The following is a 17904-nucleotide window of genomic DNA, read 5'->3' as shown; positions in this document are numbered from 1 at the left end:
TCCCAAGGTCCGAAGCAACAGGTCAGTTACCGTCCAGCCACCGTAACAGCGCGCGCATTCACCGGGGGTGGCGGCGGGCCGCCCAGTCGGCGGCGAAATCGCGGAACCGCCGCACCGCCTCCGACGGCGTGGCGGTCGCCGACCAGATCAATCCGACATCGCGGGACGCGCCCGCGTCGGCGAGCGGGACGACGGCCAGCCCCGGCGGCATCGGTTCCTCGGCGGGCACCAACGCGACGCCGAGCCCGGCCGCCACCAGTCCGGAGACCGTCACCAGATCGCTGGACTCGAAGACGATGCGCGGCCGGATCCCGGCCGCCGCGCACAGTTCGTCGAAGATCCGCCGCATGCCGAATCCCGGATGCATGGTGATGAATTCGGCGTCGGCCAGCTCGGCCAGCCGGATCGGCCGCTGCCCGCTCTTGCCGGAAGGGGCGGCCAGCCGGTGGTCGGCCGGAACGGCCAGGACCAGCGGCTGATTCAGCAGGGTGCGCCACCCGATGCCGGGCTCGCCGGGGCGCGGCGACACCAGCGCCAGATCGGCCTCGCCGTCGAGCACCTGCCGGGTGATGACCTCGGCCGCGCCCTGATACAGCGTGAAGCCGACCCGCCCCGAGCCGCGCCGGAATTCGCCGATCAGCTGCGGGGCCAGCCGGCCGCCGAAGGAATGCAGGAACGACAGCCGGACCACTCCCTTGGCCGGATTGATGCGGTCGGCGACGGCCTGCTCCCCGGCGTGCAGTTCGGCGCGGGCGCGGCGGGCGTGCTCGTAGTAGAGGCGGCCGCACTCGTTGAGCCGGATGCGTTTGCCGTGCCGGTCGAACAGCGGGGTGCCGAGCCGCTGCTCGAGCCGGGCGAGCATGCGCGACAGCGTGGGCTGCGCCAGGTGCAGCCGGTCGGCGGCCGCGCTGACATTCTCCGTTTCGGCGAGTGTCGTGAACCACTCCAGATCCGAGCCGAGCACGCCGCCTCCTCGCTATATGTCGGCAGAGTATGAGTACTCCCATAATCATGCATTTCCGTTCTAAGTGTCAGCGTCGCACCCTGGATCCCGCACCCCCGTACCGAGAGGATCCGATGACTACCGTGCAAGGGACCACCAGCACCACCGCGTCAGGGCCGACCGGTACGGCGACACCGCAATCGATCGGTACGGCAGCGCAGAAGCTGACCAGCGTGGCCACGCTGGAGCCGACCAGCGTGGCCACACTGGGGCCGACCAGTACCGCCGGGCCCGGCCGGCCGAGGCGCGCACACGAGAAGCGGGTCACCGCAGCCCTTTTCGCAGCCGGGCTGACCACGTTCGCGGCCATGTACTCCACCCAGTCGCTGCTGCCGAGCCTGTCGGCCGCCTTCGCGGTCCCGCCCGCGCACGCGGCCCTCGCCGTCTCACTGACCACGGGTTTTCTTGCGCTGGCCATCATTCCGGCGGGTGCGCTGTCGGCGCGGATCGGCCGCACCCGGGTGATGATCGGCTCGGCGGTGGTGGCCTCGGCGCTGGGTCTGCTGCTGCCGCTGTGCCCGACCCTCGACACCCTGCTGGCGGTGCGGGCCGTGCAGGGCGTTTCGCTGGCGGGCGTGCCCGCGGTGGCCATGGCGTATCTGGCCGAGGAGATCGGGGCGGCCGGACTTGGCGCGGCCATGGGCATCTATATCGCCGGGACCACCATCGGCGGGCTGGCGGGCCGGTTGATTCCCTCGCTCGCCCTCGGGCTGACCTCGTGGCGCTGGGCGGAGCTGGCGGTCTCGCTGGCCGCCGCGGCGTGCACGGTCTGGTTCGCGTGCACCCTGCCGCCCTCGCGCGGATTCGCCGCGCGTCCGGCCGGTTTCGGCACCATGGTCGGCGATCTCACGGCGCAACTGCGGCATCGCGGCCTGATCGCGCTCTTCGGTCTGGCCTTCCTGCTGATGGGCAGCTTCGTGTCGGTCTACAACTTCCTGGGCTACCGCCTGACCCATCGTCCTTTCGAATTGCCCGCGGCCCTGGCCGGATCGGTGTTCGTGCTGTACCTCGCCGGGACGGTCGCCTCGGCGTACACCGGCAGGCTCGCCGATCGTCGCGGCCATGCGCGGGTCCTCACCGCCGCGGTGGCATTGATGGCCCTCGGTGCGCTGATCACCATCCCCGATCACCTGACCACGGTGCTGATCGGCATCCTGCTGTTCACCACCGGGTTCTTCGCCGCGCACACCACGGCCAGCGCGTGGGTGGGCACGCTGGCCGAAAATCGCGGCGCGGCATCCTCTCTCTACATGTTCGCGTACTACCTGGGCAGTGCGGTGGTCGGCAGCGCGGCCGGGATCGCTTACGCGGCCGGCGGCTGGGCCGGCCTGGTGGCCTGTGTGGCAGCGCTTTTCGTGCTCGCGGCGCTGCTGCTGGTCTCGCTGGTCACGGCTGGTCGGCCGGTGCGGGATCGGCGCTGATGTCGGTATCGGTGTCCGCGCACGCCGGATTCGGGCTGTCCTCGGTGACCTCGGTGCACGCCGGCGGGACCGCCGGAGGATCGGTGTGGACCTCGATCGGCGCGGGCGGGCGCTCGGCCGGACCGGCCACGGCGGGCACCGCGAGGTAGACGAAGGCAGTGGTCAGCCCGGCCAGGACGAGAACCATCGCCCCGGCCGCCAGCGTGGGGAGGGCGGTGGTGGAACGTGCCCACGCGACAACGGCCATGCCCCTCACCTCCTCGCAGCAGGACGACGATGCGTCTATCTCTCATCGCGTCGTAACGCGAGCCGCCCGCACCGGCCGTGCGGGCCTCATGAGGCCATGGTCGGGTTCGGCTCGGGGCCGGTCAAGCGGTAGCGGGTCCATTTGCACGATGTTTACGCACGGTTGACACGGGCCTGTGCCGTTCCAGCCCAGCGCAATCCGGCAGTGACCGGAATCAGGCTCCGGTGTGGCTGTCGATGAAGACCTGGTAACCGTCCAGCAGCCGATCCAGGGCGAAGCTGAAATCGGCTTCTTCCCAGTGCATGTCGTCGGTGTCGAAGGCGCGGTTGGCGAGGGCGGCACTGACGATGGGGAAGCGCCCGGGGTCGAGCACCGCGGTCAGGATGGCGGTGAAGTCCTGGTCCTGTTTGTCCTGCTCGATGGTGTCCCGCAGGAAGCGGGTGCGGCCGATGACATAGATCGAAAGGTTCACCAGCAGTTGCAGTTTGAGCGGTTCGGCGAGGTCGAGACCGGATAGCACGCGCATGCCCGCCTCGAGCCAGGCCATATTGTTCGGGCCCAGCGGGGGCGAGGTCATGGGGATGTCCAGCCACCAGTCGTGGGCGCGGATGGCGTGGAATTCGGCCCAGGCCCAGGCTTCCAGCCCGGCGCGCCAGCCGTCGGCCGGCAGGTCCGGGGTCACATCGAAGATGCGATCGTGCAGCAGCTCTACGAGGGTGTCCTTGCTGTCGACGTATCGGTAGAGCGACATCGTGGTGAACCCGAGCTCCTTGGCGACCCGGGCCATGGACAGCGCGGCGTAGCCCTCGGCGTCGGCGACCCGCACGGCGGTGTCCAGGATCTGATCGAGGCTCAGCCCGCGCTTGGGTCCACGGCTGCCCGCGTCGTCCAGATCCCACAGCAGCTTCACCGCCTTGGGCAGGACTCGTTCGTCGGGCCCGTTCATCTGACCTCCTGTCGTCGTTCCGCCTCCATCTTGCGCCATCCCGGAAACTGTGTAGCCTATAAACAAAGTGTACGACATAAACAGTTTCTGATCGGAGTCCCTCTATGAGCGCATCCAGACCCGAACCCGCCATCGCGGTCACCGGGCTCACCAAATCCTTCGGTGATCAACCCGTGCTGCGCGGCATCGATGTGACCGTGCCCGCCGGCACGGTGTTCGCCCTGCTCGGCCCGAACGGCGCGGGCAAGACCACCGTGGTGCGCATCCTCACCACGCTGAACCGGCCCGATGGGGGACAGGTGCGGGTGGGCGGCCACGATCCGGTGCGCGAGCCGGACGGGGTGCGCGCGGCCATCGGCGTCACCGGGCAGTTCGCGGCGGTGGACGAGATCCTCACCGGCGCCGAGAATCTGCGCCTCATGGGGCGGTTGCTGCGTCTGGGGTCCAGCGAAACCGGCAGGCGCACAGCACGATTGCTGGAGCAGTTCGATCTCACCGATGCCGCGGGCAAGCGCGCGGGGTCTTATTCCGGCGGTATGCGCCGTCGCCTCGACATCGCCATGAGCCTGATGGGGCGGCCGCGCATCGTGTTCCTCGACGAGCCCACCACCGGCCTGGATCCGCGCAGCCGCCGCGAGCTGTGGCGGGTGATCCGGGGTCTGGTCGCCGACGGCGTGACCATCTTCCTCACCACTCAGTACCTGGAGGAGGCCGACCAATTGGCCGACCGCATAGCGGTTCTCGACGCCGGGCGCATTGTCGCCGAGGGCAGCGCGGCGGAGCTGAAACGGCTGGCGCCGGGCGGCCACCTGCGACTCGGTTTCGCCGACGAGCACGGCCTGGCGGCAGCGGTGCGGGCCCTGCCCGGGACCGAACCGGATACCGAGCAGCTGGCGCTGCGGGTGCCCTCGGACGGAAGTGTCGGCGATATCCGCAAGCTGCTCGACCATCTCGACGACCATGCCGTGGCCATCGGCGAATTGGCCATCCACACACCGGATCTCGACGATGTCTTCTTCGCGCTGACCAGCGCCACCGTGAAAGGCGCTGCGTGATGGGCACTCTCGTGCACTCGGTCCAGGACTCCGCCACCATGGTCGGGCGCAATCTGCGCCACACCCTGCGCAGCCCGGACACCATGATCATGACCATCGCGGTGCCGGTGACCATCCTGCTGATGTTCGTCTACGTCTTCGGCGGCGCGATGAATGTCGGCGGCTCCTACATCGACTATGTGGTGCCCGGAATCCTGCTGCTGTGCACGGGTTTCGGCTCGGGCGCCACGGCCGTGGCGGTGGCCACCGACCTGCACAGCGGCATCGTGGACCGGTTCCGGGCCATGGCGGTCTCCCGCAGTGCGGTCCTGACCGGGCACGTGCTGGAGAGCGTGCTGCGCAATCTGCTCACCACCGGGGTGGTGGTGCTGGTGGCGGTGGCGCTCGGCTTCCGCCCGACCGCGGATCCGCTGCGCTGGCTCGCGGTGGCCGGCATGCTGGCGTGCTTCGTGCTGGCGCTGTCCTGGTCGGCCGCCGCCCTGGGCCTGCTGGCCTCCAATCCCGAAGCGGCCAACGGCTTCATGTTCATCTTCATGTTCCTGCCGTACGTCAGCAGCGCGTTCGTGCCGACCCACACGCTGCCGAGCTGGCTGCGCGGCTTCGCCCAGCATCAGCCGGTCACCTCGATCGCCGAGACGGTGCGCGGGCTGCTCATGGATACGCCGGTGGGGGACTCCGCGCCGACCGCACTGGCCTGGTGTGCGGGCATCGCCCTGATCGGCTATCTGGGCGCGGGCGCGTTGTTCCGTCGCCGGAAGGCGCACTGAGATATGTATACGCGGATATGCGCATCTTGGCATGAAAATTCCGTATGTCCGCTTCCGGCCTGACGGAACGAAAAGCAGGGCACCGAGGATCTCGGTGCCCTGCACGGTTTGCCGGGCATCAGGGATCGCGCGCCGCCTAGCGCCGGCGCAGCACCGCGACCAGCACTGCCACCAAAGTGAGCAGCAAGATGGCCGAGCCGATCCAGATCTCGGTGCGGCTGTAGTCCGGAACCTGGTCCGGTACCGAGCCCGTGGCCAACAGGATCGCCCCCAGGTGGTCGGCCGGGCCAGCTATCGTCACCATGATCGGCACATCCTTCCGAATCGCCGTGACCCGAATCGCCCTCGCTGTGAACGTCGCGTCCGGGGCACTCCCGCCATGGTCGATCCGATTGCGCCGCCGGGCAAGCACCGCCGCGTAAGGATTTCGTCCTGAATCGGATGAATGTTGGGATTCGCACACTCTCTACCAAGCAAACGCTTGGGTTTGATAACGTCGGTGGGGCAGGAGGACGGTGACGGGCATCTGTCGCAACGCAGCGACGTCCGTACGCGAAACCGGACCGCGCATGCGCGGCCGTCGGAGCTATCAATGGGGATGTGACCCGGGGGCAATTCAATTCGGCTCGACGTTGTTCGACGACGTGGGGCGTCGTTGCGTGCCGCCCGTCCCCGGCATGGCAACCGACAGGAATGGCTCATGACCGAAACCAAGGTAATTCCCGACCCGAACCACCCGCTGCTGCCCCTGGCGCGGGCCTACACCGACTACTTCACCCCGACGGTCACCGGGCTGGAGAATCTGCCGGCGTCCGGCCCGGCCCTGGTCATCGGCAACCACTCGTCCATCTACTGGGCCCCCGAGGTGTGGATCACCTTCATGGCCATGCTGGAACGCCGCCCGGACGAGCCCAGCTACGGCGTCGCGCACGACATCCTTTTGCGCGCACCGATTCTCGGCGACAGCCTGCGCCAGTTCGGCGTTATCGCGGCCTCGCGCGAGTCGGCGGCCAAGGGGCTCAAGGACGGTGGCGCGGTCATGGTGTACCCCGGCGGCGACTGGGAGGCGTGCCGTCCGTGGACCGATCGCGGCAAGATCGACTTCGCCGAGCGCAAGGGCTTTGTGCGGCTCGCCCTCGAAATGGGTGTGCCGGTGATCCCCGCAGTCGCCAACGGCGGCCACGACTCCGTCTTCGTGCTCAGCCGCGGTGAGCGCACCGCACGGCTACTGCAGCTCGACAAGCTGGTGCGCGCCAAGGTGTTTCCGTACACTCTCGGCCTGCCGTTCGGCGTCGCGCCGATTCTGCCGCAGTTGCCGCTGCCCGCCTCGGTGACCGTCAGCTTCCTGCCCGCACTGGACTGGTCGGTCGAGCCGGGCGATTCGGAAGACGCCGACCTGGTCGACGAGTACTACACCCGGTCCGTCCGGACCATGCAGACCGAGCTGGACCGGCTGCGTGCCGAGACGCCGAACCCGGTGGCCGCCGGGATCAAGAAGCATGTGGCCGGACTGCCCGGGCCGCTGAAGGGCCTGGCCGATCTGCTGTAGCCGGACCGATCTGCTATAGGGGGACAGCGGATTTCGTCGTATGAGCCAGAGTCGGATGCCGGGTGCGAATCTCCACGTCGCACGCGGCATTCGCGTCCCGCGTCCGGGTGTGTCGGCGACGATGCTGAGCGGTAACGCTTTACCGTCGGCGATCGTGCGTATTACACTTTTCTCGGTTCAGGTCACGTTTCGCTCATTGGCTGAAGACTAACGGGATTGGGTCTGCGCACTTCCGGCGCAGCGCTGAAACGCATTGGCGTACATCATTTTCGACCACATGGATTGATCACAGAGCTCACAGCGACATCGCGTGGATTCGATTGCGCGCAGGGAGTAGTCGGAACATGGTCGGGGTAACAGGTTTCGGGGGATTTCCGAGGGCACGAGGCGGCCTGTGGCCCAAGGCCGTTCGCGGCGAAGCCGGGGGCTGCTCATACTGAGACCGCCCGGCCCCGCGTCCCGCGATCGAAATCCGATGCCAGGAGAGGTGTGTCGACATGGCCGAGCCCGTGTGCGCCGAATGGACCGTTCCCCACGACATGACCGGGGTGCGCGACCGGGTGGACGCTGTCCTCGAGGGTTTCCTGTCCGAGAAAGCGCGGGTAGCGGACCGCGAGCGGCTACCGACCGACCTGGTGGATGCCCTGCACTCGTTCGTCTGCCGCGGCGGCAAGCGGATTCGCCCGCTGCTGTGTGTGCTCGGCTGGTTCGCCGCCGGTGGCAGCGATCGGCTGCCCATGGCCATCGTGCGGGTGGCCGCGGCGCTGGAGCTGCAGCACGCCGCAGTGCTCATCCACCGCGATGTCATCGAACGCCGGCTCACCCGGCGCGGCTTCCCCACCATGTCCTGCGCCATGGCGGCCCGCTTCGCGCACAAGCCGGATCGGGAGCGCTTCGGCCGGCAGGCCGCGGTCCTGCTCGGCGATCTGGCCCTGGCCTGGTCGGACGAGCTGCTGTTCTCGGCACATCTGAGCGCCCGGCAGCGCGCGGCCGCCAGCGCGGTCATGTCGGCCATGCGCATGGAGGTCGTCTACGGGCAGTACCTGGATGTGCGCGCGGCCGGTGATCCGGTCGCCGACCTGGAACGCGCCCTGGAGATCGTGCGCTACAAGACCGTCGGCTACACCTGCGAACGGCCGCTGCAGCTGGGCGCCCGCCTTGCCGGGGCCGACGAGAATGCCCAGGCGGCACTGTCGGTCTACGCTCGCGCGCTGGGGGAGGCAGTGCATCTGACCGAGGATCTGCACCGGGTCTTCGGTGACCGGGCCGGTACCGATTCCCGGCTCGAGGATCTGCGCGACGGCCGGCACACCGCGCTGGTCGCCTCCGCGCTGGGCCGGGCGGTGGGCGCCACCGCCGTGGAGTTGCGTGCGCTACTGGGCAATCCGGGCTTGGACGTGCGCGGGGCCACGCTGTGCCGGGACATCATGACCGAGGTGGGCGCGCGCGAGGAGATCGAGCAGGTGGTCGCCCTGCGTCGCGAGCAGGCGCTGGACGCGGTTGACGATATGCACGTGCCCGCGCCGGCCCGGCAGGTATTGCGCGCACTCGCCGAACACCTCACCAATACCGACGGCTGAGGGTAGAATTCGATGATGTCAGCGTATCCGCAGTGCCCCGAATTTCGGGAGCCCGATCGGTCGCAGAATATCGCAGCTTCGTAATCGCCTGTCGCGCACGGATTCCCATTTCAGTACCTGGGGCCGAGAATGCAGCCGTTTCAGCTAGCCAATTTCTACTGCCATTTCCGCACGCCTGAATCCCATCCGGACAACGCCGGTGGGCGCAGGACATGTGATTGATGGAAAAGCAACAGGGACAACAGATCTGGAGTGGAGAGGAGCTGAACGGACACGGCTGCCAGCTGCTGTGCGCCCAAGCCCATTCCGGCACCGATTCGGCGCGGACCCGGTCTCGTATGCAAGGAGGCCGAATTCGACGGCGAGTTACACAATCCGGTGGTTGTTCTCGAGCGCGCGGCTGAACTCGAGGATCGGTCGGCGTCCTCGGTGAGTTGTCACGCCCACGCCGACCGTGTGAGCCGAATTCCCTTCGCGCACCGAAAGAAGCGTCTCCATGACCGTGACCGCTTTCGTTCCCCCCGTGCACCGCCCCGCCGAGATTCTGGCTCGCGCCCGCACCGTGCTCGAACCGGTGCTGCGCGAGGCGGTGCTGTCCCTGCCGCAACCCATCCAGCGTATGGCCGGATACCACTTCGGCTGGTGCGACGAGCACGGCGCCGCCACCCGCGGCGCGTCCGGCAAGATGCTCCGGCCCGCACTGGTCACCTCCGCCGCTCTCGCCTGCGACAGCGTCCCCGCCGAGGCCGCCGGCGCGGCCGCCGCGGTCGAGCTGATCCACAATTTCACCCTGCTCCACGACGATGTCATGGATCTCGACGCGGTGCGCCACGGCCGTCCCACCGTCTGGAAGGTCTGGGGCGTCCCGGACGCCGTGCTGCTCGGCGACGCCCTGCACGCGCTGGCGGTGAATGTCCTTGCGACGGTACTGCCCCCGGCCGCTGCCGTCGCCGCCATCGACCGGCTCGAGACCACGGTCACCGAGATGTGCCGCGGCCAGCACGAGGACTGCCACGCCGGGGCCGCCCAGGCCACCGCCGCCGGGTGGGAGCGGATGGCGATGGGCAAGACCGGCGCGCTGCTCGGCTGCGCGTGCGCGCTCGGCGCGCTGAGCGCGGGAGCGAATGCCGAAACCGTCGCCGTTTTCGAGCATTTCGGGCGGAACCTCGGGGTGGCGTTCCAGGCGAGCGACGACATCCTCGGCATCTGGGGCGATCCCGCGCACAGCGGCAAGCCCGCCGGGGATCTGGCCCGGCGCAAGCGATCACTGCCGATCGTGCTGGCGCTGGAGTCCGGCACCGAGGCCGGGCGGGCGCTGATGCGGTTCTTCGATACGACCACCCCGCCCTCGGCCGACGAGATCGGCAGCGCCACAACGCTCGTCGAGCAGGCGGGCGGTCGGCGCGGCGCCGTAAGACTGGCGCAGCAGCGCATGCGCGCGGCGGTGGCCGCACTGCCGGACCGGCCCGGGTGCGGCGATCTCCGCACCCTCGCTCAGCTCGTCGACCATCGGAACAAGTGACAAAGGAGAGGTCGTGAACGAGAACACCTGTGCCGGTTCGGTACTGGAGCGGCTTCCGAAGCAGCGCCGGCGCACCGTGCTGCTGGCCGCCCCGCGCTCGTTCTGCGCGGGGGTGGAGCGCGCCATCGTGACGGTCGAGCGGCTGCTCGCCGCGCCGGGCCGCACCGCGCCCGTCTACGTGCGCAAGCAGATCGTGCACAACACCCACGTGGTCCGGGATCTGGCCGCGCGCGGCGCGATCTTCGTCGAGGAGCTCGACGAGGTGCCGGTGGGGTCCACCGTGGTGTTCTCCGCGCACGGCGTTTCGCCCGCTGTGCGCGAGCATGCCCGCGAACGCCTGCTGACCGTCGTCGACGCCACCTGCCCCCTGGTGAGCAAGGTGCATTCGGAGGCACAGCGTTTCGCGGCACGCGGCGACACCGTGGTGCTCATCGGGCACGCCGGGCACGAGGAGGTCGAGGGCACCGCGGGGGAGGCCCCGGAGTCCACGGTCATCGTGGACGGCCCGGCCGCGGTGGCCGCGCTGGTCGTGCCCGATCCCGACCGGGTGTCCTTCCTGACCCAGACGACGCTCTCGGTGGAGGAGACCCGCGACACCATTGCCGCACTGCGGCAACGCTTCCCACGATTACACGGCCCCGCGAGCGCGGACATCTGCTACGCCAGCACCAACCGGCAGGCCGCCGTCGAGGCGGTCGCCGCGCGCAGCGACCTGTTCCTGGTGGTCGGCTCCGCCAACTCGTCCAACTCACAACGCATGGTGGAAGTCGCACGGCGGCAGGGGATCGCGGCGCATCTCATCGACGACGGCGGCGACATCGACGGCGCGTGGATCGAGCCCACCCGGGTGATCGGGCTCTCGGCCGGAGCCTCCGCGCCGCCCGCCCTGGTGGACGCGGTGATCGACGCGCTGCGCTGGTGGGGCCCGGTCACCGTGCGCGAATACGAGATAGCCCGCGAGCGCGTCGTCTTCGCCGCCCCCGCCGCGATGCGGAGGCGGCCATGACCACCACCCGGCTCGACCTCGCCGCGGCGCCACCGGTGCGCTGCCGCACCCGCCGCATCCGGATCGGCCGCATCCCCGTGGGCGGGGGCGCGCCGATCCCGGTCCAGACCATGACCACCACCCCCGCCCGCGATATCGACGCCACTCTGCGACAGATCGCGGAGGTGACCGCCGCGGGCTGCGACATCGTGCGGGTCGCGGTGCCCACCCCGGATGATGCCGCCGCCCTGCCCGCCCTGGTCCGCAGGTCGCCGCTGCCGATCATCGCCGACATCCACTTCCAGCCGCGGTACGTGTTCGCGGCCATCGACGCCGGCTGCGCGGCCGTCCGGGTCAACCCCGGCAATATCGAGCAGTTCGACGACCGGGTCGGCGAGATCGCGAAAGCCGCTGCGGCAGCAGGCATTCCGATCAGGGTCGGGGTGAACGCGGGATCGCTGGACCCGCGCATGCTCAGCAAGCACGGGTCCGCCACCGCCGCCGCGCCGGTCGACTCGGCGCTGCACGAGGCCGCCCTGTTCGAGGAGCACGGCTTCACCGACCTGAAAATTGCGGTGAAACACCATGATCCGCGCACCATGATCGCCGCCAACCGGCTGCTGGCCCGGCGCTGTGACTATCCCATCCACCTCGGCGGCGTCACCGAGGCCGGGCCGCTGTTGCAGGGCACCGTCAAATCCGCGGTGGCCTTCGGGATCCTGCTCGCGGACGGCATCGGCGACACCATCCGCGTCTCCGTCTCCGCCTCCCCGGTCGAACAGGTCAAGGCGGGCAACCACATTCTGCAATCGCTGGGAATGCGCCCCCGGCAGCTCGAGATCGTGTCGTGTCCGGGCTGCGGGCGGGTCCAGGTCGACATCCACCGCCTCGCCCAGCGTGTGGAGGCCGCCTTCGACGGGTTCCCGTATCCGCTGCGCGTCGCCGTCATGGGCTGCGTGGTGAACGGGCCCGGCGAGTCACGCGAGGCCGATCTGGGAGTCTCGTCGGGAAATGGCAAGGGGCAGATCTTCGTTCGCGGCCGCGTGGTGCGGACCGTGGCCGAACACCAGATCGTCGAGGCGCTGCTCGCCGAAGCAGTCGCCCTCACCGAGAACGCCGGATCGGAGGACACCCTGTGAGTACGCCCGCGATCGCCCTATCCTCGCTGGACCGCACCGCCATCCGGGTGCGGGTGGAGGCCGCGCTCTACGAATTCCTCGGCGACAAGGCCGAATCCGCGGCCACCGCCGGACTGCCCCCCGACGTGGTCGACGCGGTGCGCGCGTTCCTGTTCGCGGGCGGCAAACGGATCCGGCCGCTGTTCTGCGTGCTCGGCTGGTACGCGGGCGGGGGCGGTGAGCTGCCCGACTCCGTGGTCCGGGTGGCCGCGGCGGTCGAACTGTTCCACGCCGCCGTACTGATCCACGACGACATCATCGACGACAGCGCCACCCGCCGCGACCGGCCCACCGTGCACCGGGCCGTGGCCGAGGGCGCCCGCGGCGACCGCCCGGCCGCCGCGCGCTTCGGCACCCACGCCGCCCTGCTCATCGGCGACTTCGGGCTGGTGTGGTCGCAGGAACTGCTGCACACGGCGGGCCTCTCGGCGGCCCAGAATGCCGCTGCCGCACCGATTCTCGACGCCATGCGCACCGAGGTGAACTACGGCCAGTATCTCGACCTGCTCACCACCGGCCGCCCCACCCGCGACCTGGACCGGGCGCTCGAGATCATCCGGTACAAAACGGCGGCCTATACCGTGGAACGGCCGCTCCAACTGGGCGCCGCGCTGGCCGGGGCCGGGCCCGACGTGGCGCGGGCGCTCTCGTCCTACGGGCGGCCTTTGGGCGAGGCGTTCCAGCTCCAGGACGACCTGCTCGGGGTCTACGGTGACCCGGCGGAGACCGGCAAATCCAACATCGACGACCTCCGCGAGGGCAAGCACACCGCGCTGCTCGCACTCGCCCTGCGACACGCGTGCCCCGAGCAGCGCGCCCAGCTCGACGCCCTGGTCGGCAATGCCGGACTGGACCTGCACGGGGCCGAACTCTGTCGCGAGATCCTCAGCGCCACAGCGCGTCCCACGGTGGAACGGATGATCCGTGAGCGCTGGCTGCTCGTGCAGCGGACCCTCGCCCACGCCCCGTTCCCGCCCGCCGCGGTGTCCGGGCTGCGCAGCATCGCCGACGCCGTCATCGGGCGCACCTCCTAGCCGCGCTCCCGATCACACCCCGGCTCCCGCCCGGCGCTGCGACCCCGATCGCGCCCGCCGGTGTGGTTAACTCGCGGCAAGCGCCGGGCGGGCGACTGCCCGGACCCCGACCCGGGCGTCCGGAACGCATCCGCCCTCCCCGGCGTTGCCTCAGGGAGCCGAGAGGGTGGAAAGCATGGTGCGCCTTGTGCATTCGGTAGTCCCCGCGATCGGGGCGGTGGGGGCGCTGGCGGTCGCCCTCGTGGTGCCGCCCCTGCTGTCATCGGCGGTACCGGTTCGCGAGACCGAGGTGGCGGCGGGGACCAGTATCAAGATCATCGCGACCGGGATCGGCGCCGTGCACGGCGCCGCGAATCCGGCCAACGCCATGGTCTTCCTGGCGCCCGAGCAGATGCGGCGGCGGGCTACCGGCGACGAATCCATCGCCGTCCTGACCTCCGACAGCGGCGACCAGCGAGTGTCGGTGTCGGTGGTCGACGGCATCACCGACTTCGCCACCGCCGCCCCGCGCATGCTGCTCCCGCTGCGCGCGGCCGGGGTCACCGTGCGCTTCGACGGGGGAGCGGTGGATGTCGGCGACTTCCACGGGCTCACCTGCGTGCTGCCCGACACCACCGGCGGAGTGTGCGCGGTGGCCAGCAGCGGGGACGTGGGCGTGACCGTCACGGCCACGGGAACCACCCGCGAAGCCGGACTCCGGATGATCGCGGACGTGCTGAACTCGAGCAAGGCGGTCGAGGCATGAGCGGTCAAGCCCGGAGGCGGAAGCGCAGCGTAACCATGGAGGGCTCCGCTCAGGCCGGAAAGGATGCGGCATGAGCTGGTTCCAGCCGCGGTCACTGCTGTTCTGGGTGTACTGCGTGGCTGTGATGGCCGGGCCGCTGCTGTTCGTGCTGCAGGCCGCCGGGCAGGTGTGGTTCGCGGGCCCGGCCGCCCTGGCCGCCTTGCCCGTCACCGCCCTCACCCTGCTGGTCATCGGGCGAATCCTGTTCGCGCTGGACCCCTTCCGGGCCCGCCGCCACCTGGTCGCCCCCATGGTGATGGGCGCGATCTGGGGCGCCACGGCGTGGACCGGGCTGGCCATGTGGGCCAACGACCACGTCAGCCGCGCCATCACCAACCTGTTCGGCGACCGCTTCGCCGTCAATTGGAGCGCCGCCATCACCGCGCCCATCGACGAGGAGTACATCAAGGCCATCGGCATCGCCGTGGTCGCGCTGCTGTTCCGGGGCCGGCTGACCCGGCCCATGCACGGCCTGCTGCTCGGCGCGGCGGTCGGGCTGGGCGCGCAGATCGCCGAGGACTGCCTCTACAGCACCCAGACCGCGCTGTCCTCCCCGCAGGATCCGGTGGTGGACGTGATCCTGGTGGCGGTGCTGCGACTTTTCACCGCACTGACCTCACACTGGGCCATGTCGGCGCTGGCCGGTGTCGGCATCGTGCTGATGATCAGCCGTACCGACCGGTCGTGGGCCTGGCGGCTGGGCGTTTTCGCGCTGTTCTACGGGCTGGCCGTCACCATGCACGTCCTCTTCGACGCCCCGCGCCCGCCCGGTCCGCCGCTGCTGTCGACCTACCTGCCCATCCTCATCGACCTGGTCATCTTCGCCATCGCCTACGCCTGGGTGCTGACCACCGAGCGGCGCTGGTTCCGGGCGCTCATCGCCCGCCCGGCCGCCCGCGCCATCGGCACCGAGGCCGGGCTGGCGCCCCTGCTCACCTACCACCGCCGCCGCAAAGCCCGTGCCGCGCTGCGTCATTCGACCGGATGGTCGCGCAACCAGGCCCTGGCCTACGAGCGCGGGCTGCTGAACCGGGTCACGGATCTGGATTCGGTTGCGCCACAGCAAACTCCGCTGCCCCAGGGGTACGGGCCCGGGCCGGGCGGCATCCCCGGTGGCGCGGGTGCGCGTTCCGGCTGGTAGCGCAGTTTCTGCGTGCCGGTGACCAGTGCATAGTCAACTGGACGCTAGCGTGAGTCAGTATGAGTGAGGGTCGGACGCCGCCCATCGAGCCCGGGCGAGAGCGGGCGAAGGAGCTGTTGGAACGCAGACAGCAAGCGCTGTGCAACTATCTCGACGCGAGCGCTGATATCGCCACCACCCGCATTCGCGCCAATCTGACCGGCTGGCAACGCTGGCTGCAGCAGCTGCCCGGCTCCCCGGTCGCCCGCGCCACCGCCCGTCGCGACGCCCTGGTCCGCGAGCTGGCCGTGCACGGCGTCGGCGCCGAGGACCACCGCTGGGGCGTGCTGTCGGGCGCCTTCGTGCGCAGCCTCGGCGCGCCCTTCTGCCTCGAGGACACCCTCGCCGACCTGACCCTGCGCTACGGCGACGACGCCCCGCACTGGGCCCGCCGCCTGCCCGCCCTGGCCCGCGCCACCGAGGCGGCCCGGCCCATGGCCGCGGTCGGCGACCGCACCGTGGTCGCCGACCTCACCGAGGAGGTGCTGGCCCTCGCGCGCACCGCCCCCGACGAGGCCGCGCGGCAACGGCTGTCCGACCACCTGCCCGGCGTGCTGAGACCGGTGCCCTTCGACATCGGATCCCTGCGCCGCGCCGACCCGCTGGTCGAGGTGGTGTTCGACATCTACGCCGACACCATCAAGCTCGACAACATCACGGTGAATCCGGAACTGCGCGGCACCGGCCTGGGCACCGCGGTCCTGCAGCACCTGTGCCGCGCCGCCGACGCCCACCACCTCTACATCGTCGGCCAGCTGGTGCCGACCTTCCGCGACGACGACTCCGCGGTCCCCATCCTCGCCGCCTGGTGCCGCCACCACGGCTTCACGGTCAACGAACGCCTGGGCGGCCGTATCGCCCGCTCACCGATGAGCGTCCCCGACCCCGCCACCCCGGTGGCGGGCCCGGACAAGCGGTAGCAACCCCGGAAAACAGCAGCGCCGCATGCCGATCGACGGCATGCGGCGCTCGCGAACTGTGACTCAGGCGGGAAGGCCCATACCCGAGGCCAGCAGCGGCCACGAGTCGTGCAGGGCGGTCTCCCAGTACGGCCAGTAGTGGGTGCCCACCGGGTCGAACTGGTAGGTCGCCGGGATATTGATCGAGTCCAGCTTGTCCTTGAGGTTGTGGGTGCAGGCGTTGACGCCGCCCTCGATGATCATGCCCAGCGCCAGGTTGATGTCACCCTGCGGGCCGGGAGCGGACTTGGTGTAGTACTCGACGTCCTTCATCAACGGGATGCCGCTGCCGCTGGAGATGTAGAGCTGGGTGCCACGCAGCTTCTCGGCATTGATGACCGGGTCGTTGGCGGTCCACAGCGGGCTGTTGTCGGGACCGTACATGTTCTCGGTCTTGCCGCCCGCCCAGGTCTCCACGGCGAACTTGAGGAACTGCTTGCCCATCGGGTCGGCGATCTGCGCGCACCCGCTGTAGGCGGCCACCGACTTCCACAGACCGGGCTGGGCCTCGGCCAGCTGCAGCACCGAGGTGCCGGAGGTGGACAGGCCGGCCAGGGCATTGAGGCCGGTGGACCCGAGCGCGGCATCGAGCAGCGGCGGCAGTTCCTGGGTGAAGAACGTCGTCCACTTGTTGCGCCCGAGCTGCGGGTCGTCCTTGATCCAGTCGGTGTAGTAGCTGCCGCGGCCACCGATCGGCTGGATCACATTGACCTGCTTGTCGGCCAGGAAGCCGAGGGCATTGGTCTGGGCGTTCCAACTGGCGGTGCCCAGGCCGCCGTCGAGGCCGTTGAGCATGTACAGGTTCGGCGCGGCCTGCGACTCGTCGGCCGGACGCTGCACGTCCACGGGGATGTCCTGGCCCATGGCGGCGGAGTAGACCTTCAGATGCCAGGTCCGTCCATCCTTCTGGATGGAGCTGATGGCCGACGGCTTGTCCGGGTCGGCCGAGCCGGTGCCGGTGGCCAGGGCCACGGACAACGCGGCGGTGAGCGCGACGGCGGCGGTCCGCAGGGCGGTCCTATTACGTAGTGCAGAGAGCTTCATCGAACAGCTGATTCCAGTCCTCGGGCCACGCTCGGCCTCATCGTCGATCCGTGCCGGGGCCCCGGCCGATCCGGTTCCCCCGACACGCTATGTCTTGTGTCAAGGCAAAACTGTTACCTGACAAAACGTTTGCAGGGTAGCCCCAAATCGCCGGGTACGCCGTCGCGACAGTATTCGCCCAGCGTGCGACCATCGAGAGGTGACCGGCAAACCCGACGAGGAACAGCGGCTGCGCGATCTGGCGCGGCTGCGGCGCGTTCGGGACCGCATCGACCGCGAGTACGCGCAGCCGCTGGATGTCGAGGCCCTCGCCCGCGACGCGCACATCTCCGCCGGGCATCTGAGCCGGCAGTTCCGGGCCGCCTACGGCGAATCGGTGTACGCCTACCTGATGACGCGGCGCATAGAGCGGGCCATGGCGTTGCTGCGGCGCGGGGACCTGAGCGTCACCGAGATCTGCTTCGCGGTCGGCTGCTCCTCGCTGGGCACCTTCAGCACCCGCTTCACCGAGCTGGTCGGGGTGCCGCCCAGCGTGTACAAACAGCAGATGGCCGATGCCCCCGAGGGCATGCCCTCCTGCGTCGAGAAGCAGGTGACCCGACCGATCAGGAATCGAGAAGCCCAGGCAAGCGCTCCGCAACTAGCCTGAT

At 69.7% G+C, this 17904-nt stretch carries 18 protein-coding genes; 13 read left to right on the top strand and 5 right to left on the bottom strand.

What is annotated here, in order from left to right; translation table 11 throughout:
• Positions 1-58 precede the first annotated feature (58 nt).
• Positions 59-964, bottom strand: coding sequence for a LysR family transcriptional regulator (locus ACFXHE_RS35525; protein WP_379389037.1), 906 nt, complete (start codon positions 962-964; stop codon positions 59-61).
• Between the two features lie 203 nt (positions 965-1167).
• Here ACFXHE_RS35525 and ACFXHE_RS35520 point away from each other — a divergent pair, with 203 nt between their 5' ends.
• Positions 1168-2424, top strand: a complete 1257-nt coding sequence (locus tag ACFXHE_RS35520; protein WP_379389061.1) for an MFS transporter — start codon at positions 1168-1170, stop codon at positions 2422-2424.
• Here the strand turns inward: ACFXHE_RS35520 and ACFXHE_RS35515 are convergent.
• Positions 2390-2671, bottom strand: a complete 282-nt coding sequence (locus ACFXHE_RS35515) for a hypothetical protein (RefSeq protein WP_379389036.1) — start codon at positions 2669-2671, stop codon at positions 2390-2392. The genes ACFXHE_RS35520 and ACFXHE_RS35515 overlap by 35 nt on opposite strands.
• Before the next feature lie 214 nt (positions 2672-2885).
• Positions 2886-3617: a TetR/AcrR family transcriptional regulator gene (locus ACFXHE_RS35510; protein ID WP_379389035.1), complete on the bottom strand. Its 732-nt coding sequence runs from the start codon at positions 3615-3617 to the stop codon at positions 2886-2888.
• Between the two features lie 104 nt (positions 3618-3721).
• Between ACFXHE_RS35510 and ACFXHE_RS35505 the strand changes: the two genes are divergently transcribed.
• Entirely contained in the window at positions 3722-4672 is a 951-nt protein-coding gene (locus tag ACFXHE_RS35505; RefSeq protein WP_379389034.1) for an ATP-binding cassette domain-containing protein, read from the top strand.
• Positions 4672-5439 (top strand): ABC transporter permease, encoded by a 768-nt coding sequence (locus ACFXHE_RS35500; protein WP_379389033.1) that lies wholly within the window; start codon positions 4672-4674, stop codon positions 5437-5439. The genes ACFXHE_RS35505 and ACFXHE_RS35500 overlap by 1 nt, the downstream gene beginning before the upstream one ends.
• Before the next feature lie 136 nt (positions 5440-5575).
• On the opposite strand, the gene ACFXHE_RS35495 is transcribed toward ACFXHE_RS35500, so the two are convergent.
• On the bottom strand, positions 5576-5743 hold the full coding sequence (locus ACFXHE_RS35495; RefSeq protein ID WP_379389032.1) for a hypothetical protein: 168 nt from the start codon (positions 5741-5743) through the stop codon (positions 5576-5578).
• 396 nt (positions 5744-6139) lie between these two features.
• Here ACFXHE_RS35495 and ACFXHE_RS35490 point away from each other — a divergent pair, with 396 nt between their 5' ends.
• From ACFXHE_RS35490 to ACFXHE_RS35450, 9 genes are all read left to right on the top strand, one after another.
• Positions 6140-6988 (top strand): lysophospholipid acyltransferase family protein, encoded by an 849-nt coding sequence (locus tag ACFXHE_RS35490; RefSeq protein WP_379389031.1) that lies wholly within the window; start codon positions 6140-6142, stop codon positions 6986-6988.
• Between the two features lie 497 nt (positions 6989-7485).
• A complete protein-coding gene (locus tag ACFXHE_RS35485) occupies positions 7486-8568 on the top strand; it encodes a polyprenyl synthetase family protein (RefSeq protein ID WP_379389030.1) in 1083 nt (360 codons plus the stop codon).
• Between the two features lie 496 nt (positions 8569-9064).
• Entirely contained in the window at positions 9065-10090 is a 1026-nt protein-coding gene (locus ACFXHE_RS35480) for a polyprenyl synthetase family protein (protein WP_379389029.1), read from the top strand.
• Between the two features lie 13 nt (positions 10091-10103).
• The gene (ispH, locus tag ACFXHE_RS35475; RefSeq protein WP_379389028.1) at positions 10104-11096 is read left to right on the top strand and encodes a 4-hydroxy-3-methylbut-2-enyl diphosphate reductase; all 993 of its coding nucleotides are present in this window, start codon (positions 10104-10106) and stop codon (positions 11094-11096) included.
• On the top strand, positions 11093-12214 hold the full coding sequence (gene ispG, locus ACFXHE_RS35470) for a flavodoxin-dependent (E)-4-hydroxy-3-methylbut-2-enyl-diphosphate synthase (protein WP_379389027.1): 1122 nt from the start codon (positions 11093-11095) through the stop codon (positions 12212-12214). The genes ispH and ispG overlap by 4 nt, the downstream gene beginning before the upstream one ends.
• Positions 12211-13287 carry a polyprenyl synthetase family protein gene (locus ACFXHE_RS35465; protein WP_379389026.1) on the top strand — a complete coding sequence of 359 codons (1077 nt, stop codon included), beginning with the start codon at positions 12211-12213 and terminating at the stop codon, positions 13285-13287. Before ispG ends, ACFXHE_RS35465 begins: the two co-directional genes overlap by 4 nt.
• Before the next feature lie 175 nt (positions 13288-13462).
• On the top strand, positions 13463-14032 hold the full coding sequence (locus ACFXHE_RS35460; protein ID WP_379389025.1) for a hypothetical protein: 570 nt from the start codon (positions 13463-13465) through the stop codon (positions 14030-14032).
• A 70-nt stretch (positions 14033-14102) separates the two neighbouring features.
• On the top strand, positions 14103-15212 hold the full coding sequence (locus ACFXHE_RS35455) for a PrsW family intramembrane metalloprotease (protein WP_379389024.1): 1110 nt from the start codon (positions 14103-14105) through the stop codon (positions 15210-15212).
• A gap of 59 nt (positions 15213-15271) precedes the next feature.
• A complete protein-coding gene (locus tag ACFXHE_RS35450; RefSeq protein ID WP_379389023.1) occupies positions 15272-16171 on the top strand; it encodes a GNAT family N-acetyltransferase in 900 nt (299 codons plus the stop codon).
• 63 nt (positions 16172-16234) lie between these two features.
• Here the strand turns inward: ACFXHE_RS35450 and ACFXHE_RS35445 are convergent, their stop codons facing one another.
• Positions 16235-17254, bottom strand: a complete 1020-nt coding sequence (locus tag ACFXHE_RS35445) for an alpha/beta hydrolase (protein ID WP_379389022.1) — start codon at positions 17252-17254, stop codon at positions 16235-16237.
• Positions 17255-17453: 199 nt separating this feature from the next.
• Here ACFXHE_RS35445 and ACFXHE_RS35440 point away from each other — a divergent pair, with 199 nt between their 5' ends.
• Positions 17454-17903: a helix-turn-helix transcriptional regulator gene (locus ACFXHE_RS35440; protein ID WP_357000421.1), complete on the top strand. Its 450-nt coding sequence runs from the start codon at positions 17454-17456 to the stop codon at positions 17901-17903.
• Position 17904 lies beyond the last annotated feature (1 nt).

Source organism: Nocardia sp. NPDC059229 (assembly GCF_042754165.1).
Classification (GTDB): Bacteria; Actinomycetota; Actinomycetes; order Mycobacteriales; family Mycobacteriaceae; genus Nocardia.
The sequence above is the reverse complement of the archived record's forward strand: the minus strand, read 5'-3'. Positions and strand labels throughout refer to the sequence as shown.

Bases quoted from the DNA above. Each gene is read 5' to 3' on its own strand.
- ACFXHE_RS35505 (WP_379389034.1), top strand. From the start codon at position 3,722: ATGAGCGCATCCAGACCCGAACCCGCCATCGCGGTCACCGGGCTCACC.
- ACFXHE_RS35450 (WP_379389023.1), top strand. From the start codon at position 15,272: ATGAGTGAGGGTCGGACGCCGCCCATCGAGCCCGGGCGAGAGCGGGCG.
- ACFXHE_RS35445 (WP_379389022.1), bottom strand. From the start codon at position 17,254: ATGAAGCTCTCTGCACTACGTAATAGGACCGCCCTGCGGACCGCCGCC.
- ACFXHE_RS35510 (WP_379389035.1), bottom strand. From the start codon at position 3,617: ATGAACGGGCCCGACGAACGAGTCCTGCCCAAGGCGGTGAAGCTGCTG.
- ACFXHE_RS35500 (WP_379389033.1), top strand. From the start codon at position 4,672: ATGGGCACTCTCGTGCACTCGGTCCAGGACTCCGCCACCATGGTCGGG.
- ACFXHE_RS35455 (WP_379389024.1), top strand. From the start codon at position 14,103: ATGAGCTGGTTCCAGCCGCGGTCACTGCTGTTCTGGGTGTACTGCGTG.
- ACFXHE_RS35460 (WP_379389025.1), top strand. From the start codon at position 13,463: ATGGTGCGCCTTGTGCATTCGGTAGTCCCCGCGATCGGGGCGGTGGGG.
- ACFXHE_RS35490 (WP_379389031.1), top strand. From the start codon at position 6,140: ATGACCGAAACCAAGGTAATTCCCGACCCGAACCACCCGCTGCTGCCC.
- ACFXHE_RS35495 (WP_379389032.1), bottom strand. From the start codon at position 5,743: ATGGTGACGATAGCTGGCCCGGCCGACCACCTGGGGGCGATCCTGTTG.
- ACFXHE_RS35480 (WP_379389029.1), top strand. From the start codon at position 9,065: ATGACCGTGACCGCTTTCGTTCCCCCCGTGCACCGCCCCGCCGAGATT.
- ACFXHE_RS35515 (WP_379389036.1), bottom strand. From the start codon at position 2,671: ATGGCCGTTGTCGCGTGGGCACGTTCCACCACCGCCCTCCCCACGCTG.
- ACFXHE_RS35485 (WP_379389030.1), top strand. From the start codon at position 7,486: ATGGCCGAGCCCGTGTGCGCCGAATGGACCGTTCCCCACGACATGACC.
- ispG (WP_379389027.1), top strand. From the start codon at position 11,093: ATGACCACCACCCGGCTCGACCTCGCCGCGGCGCCACCGGTGCGCTGC.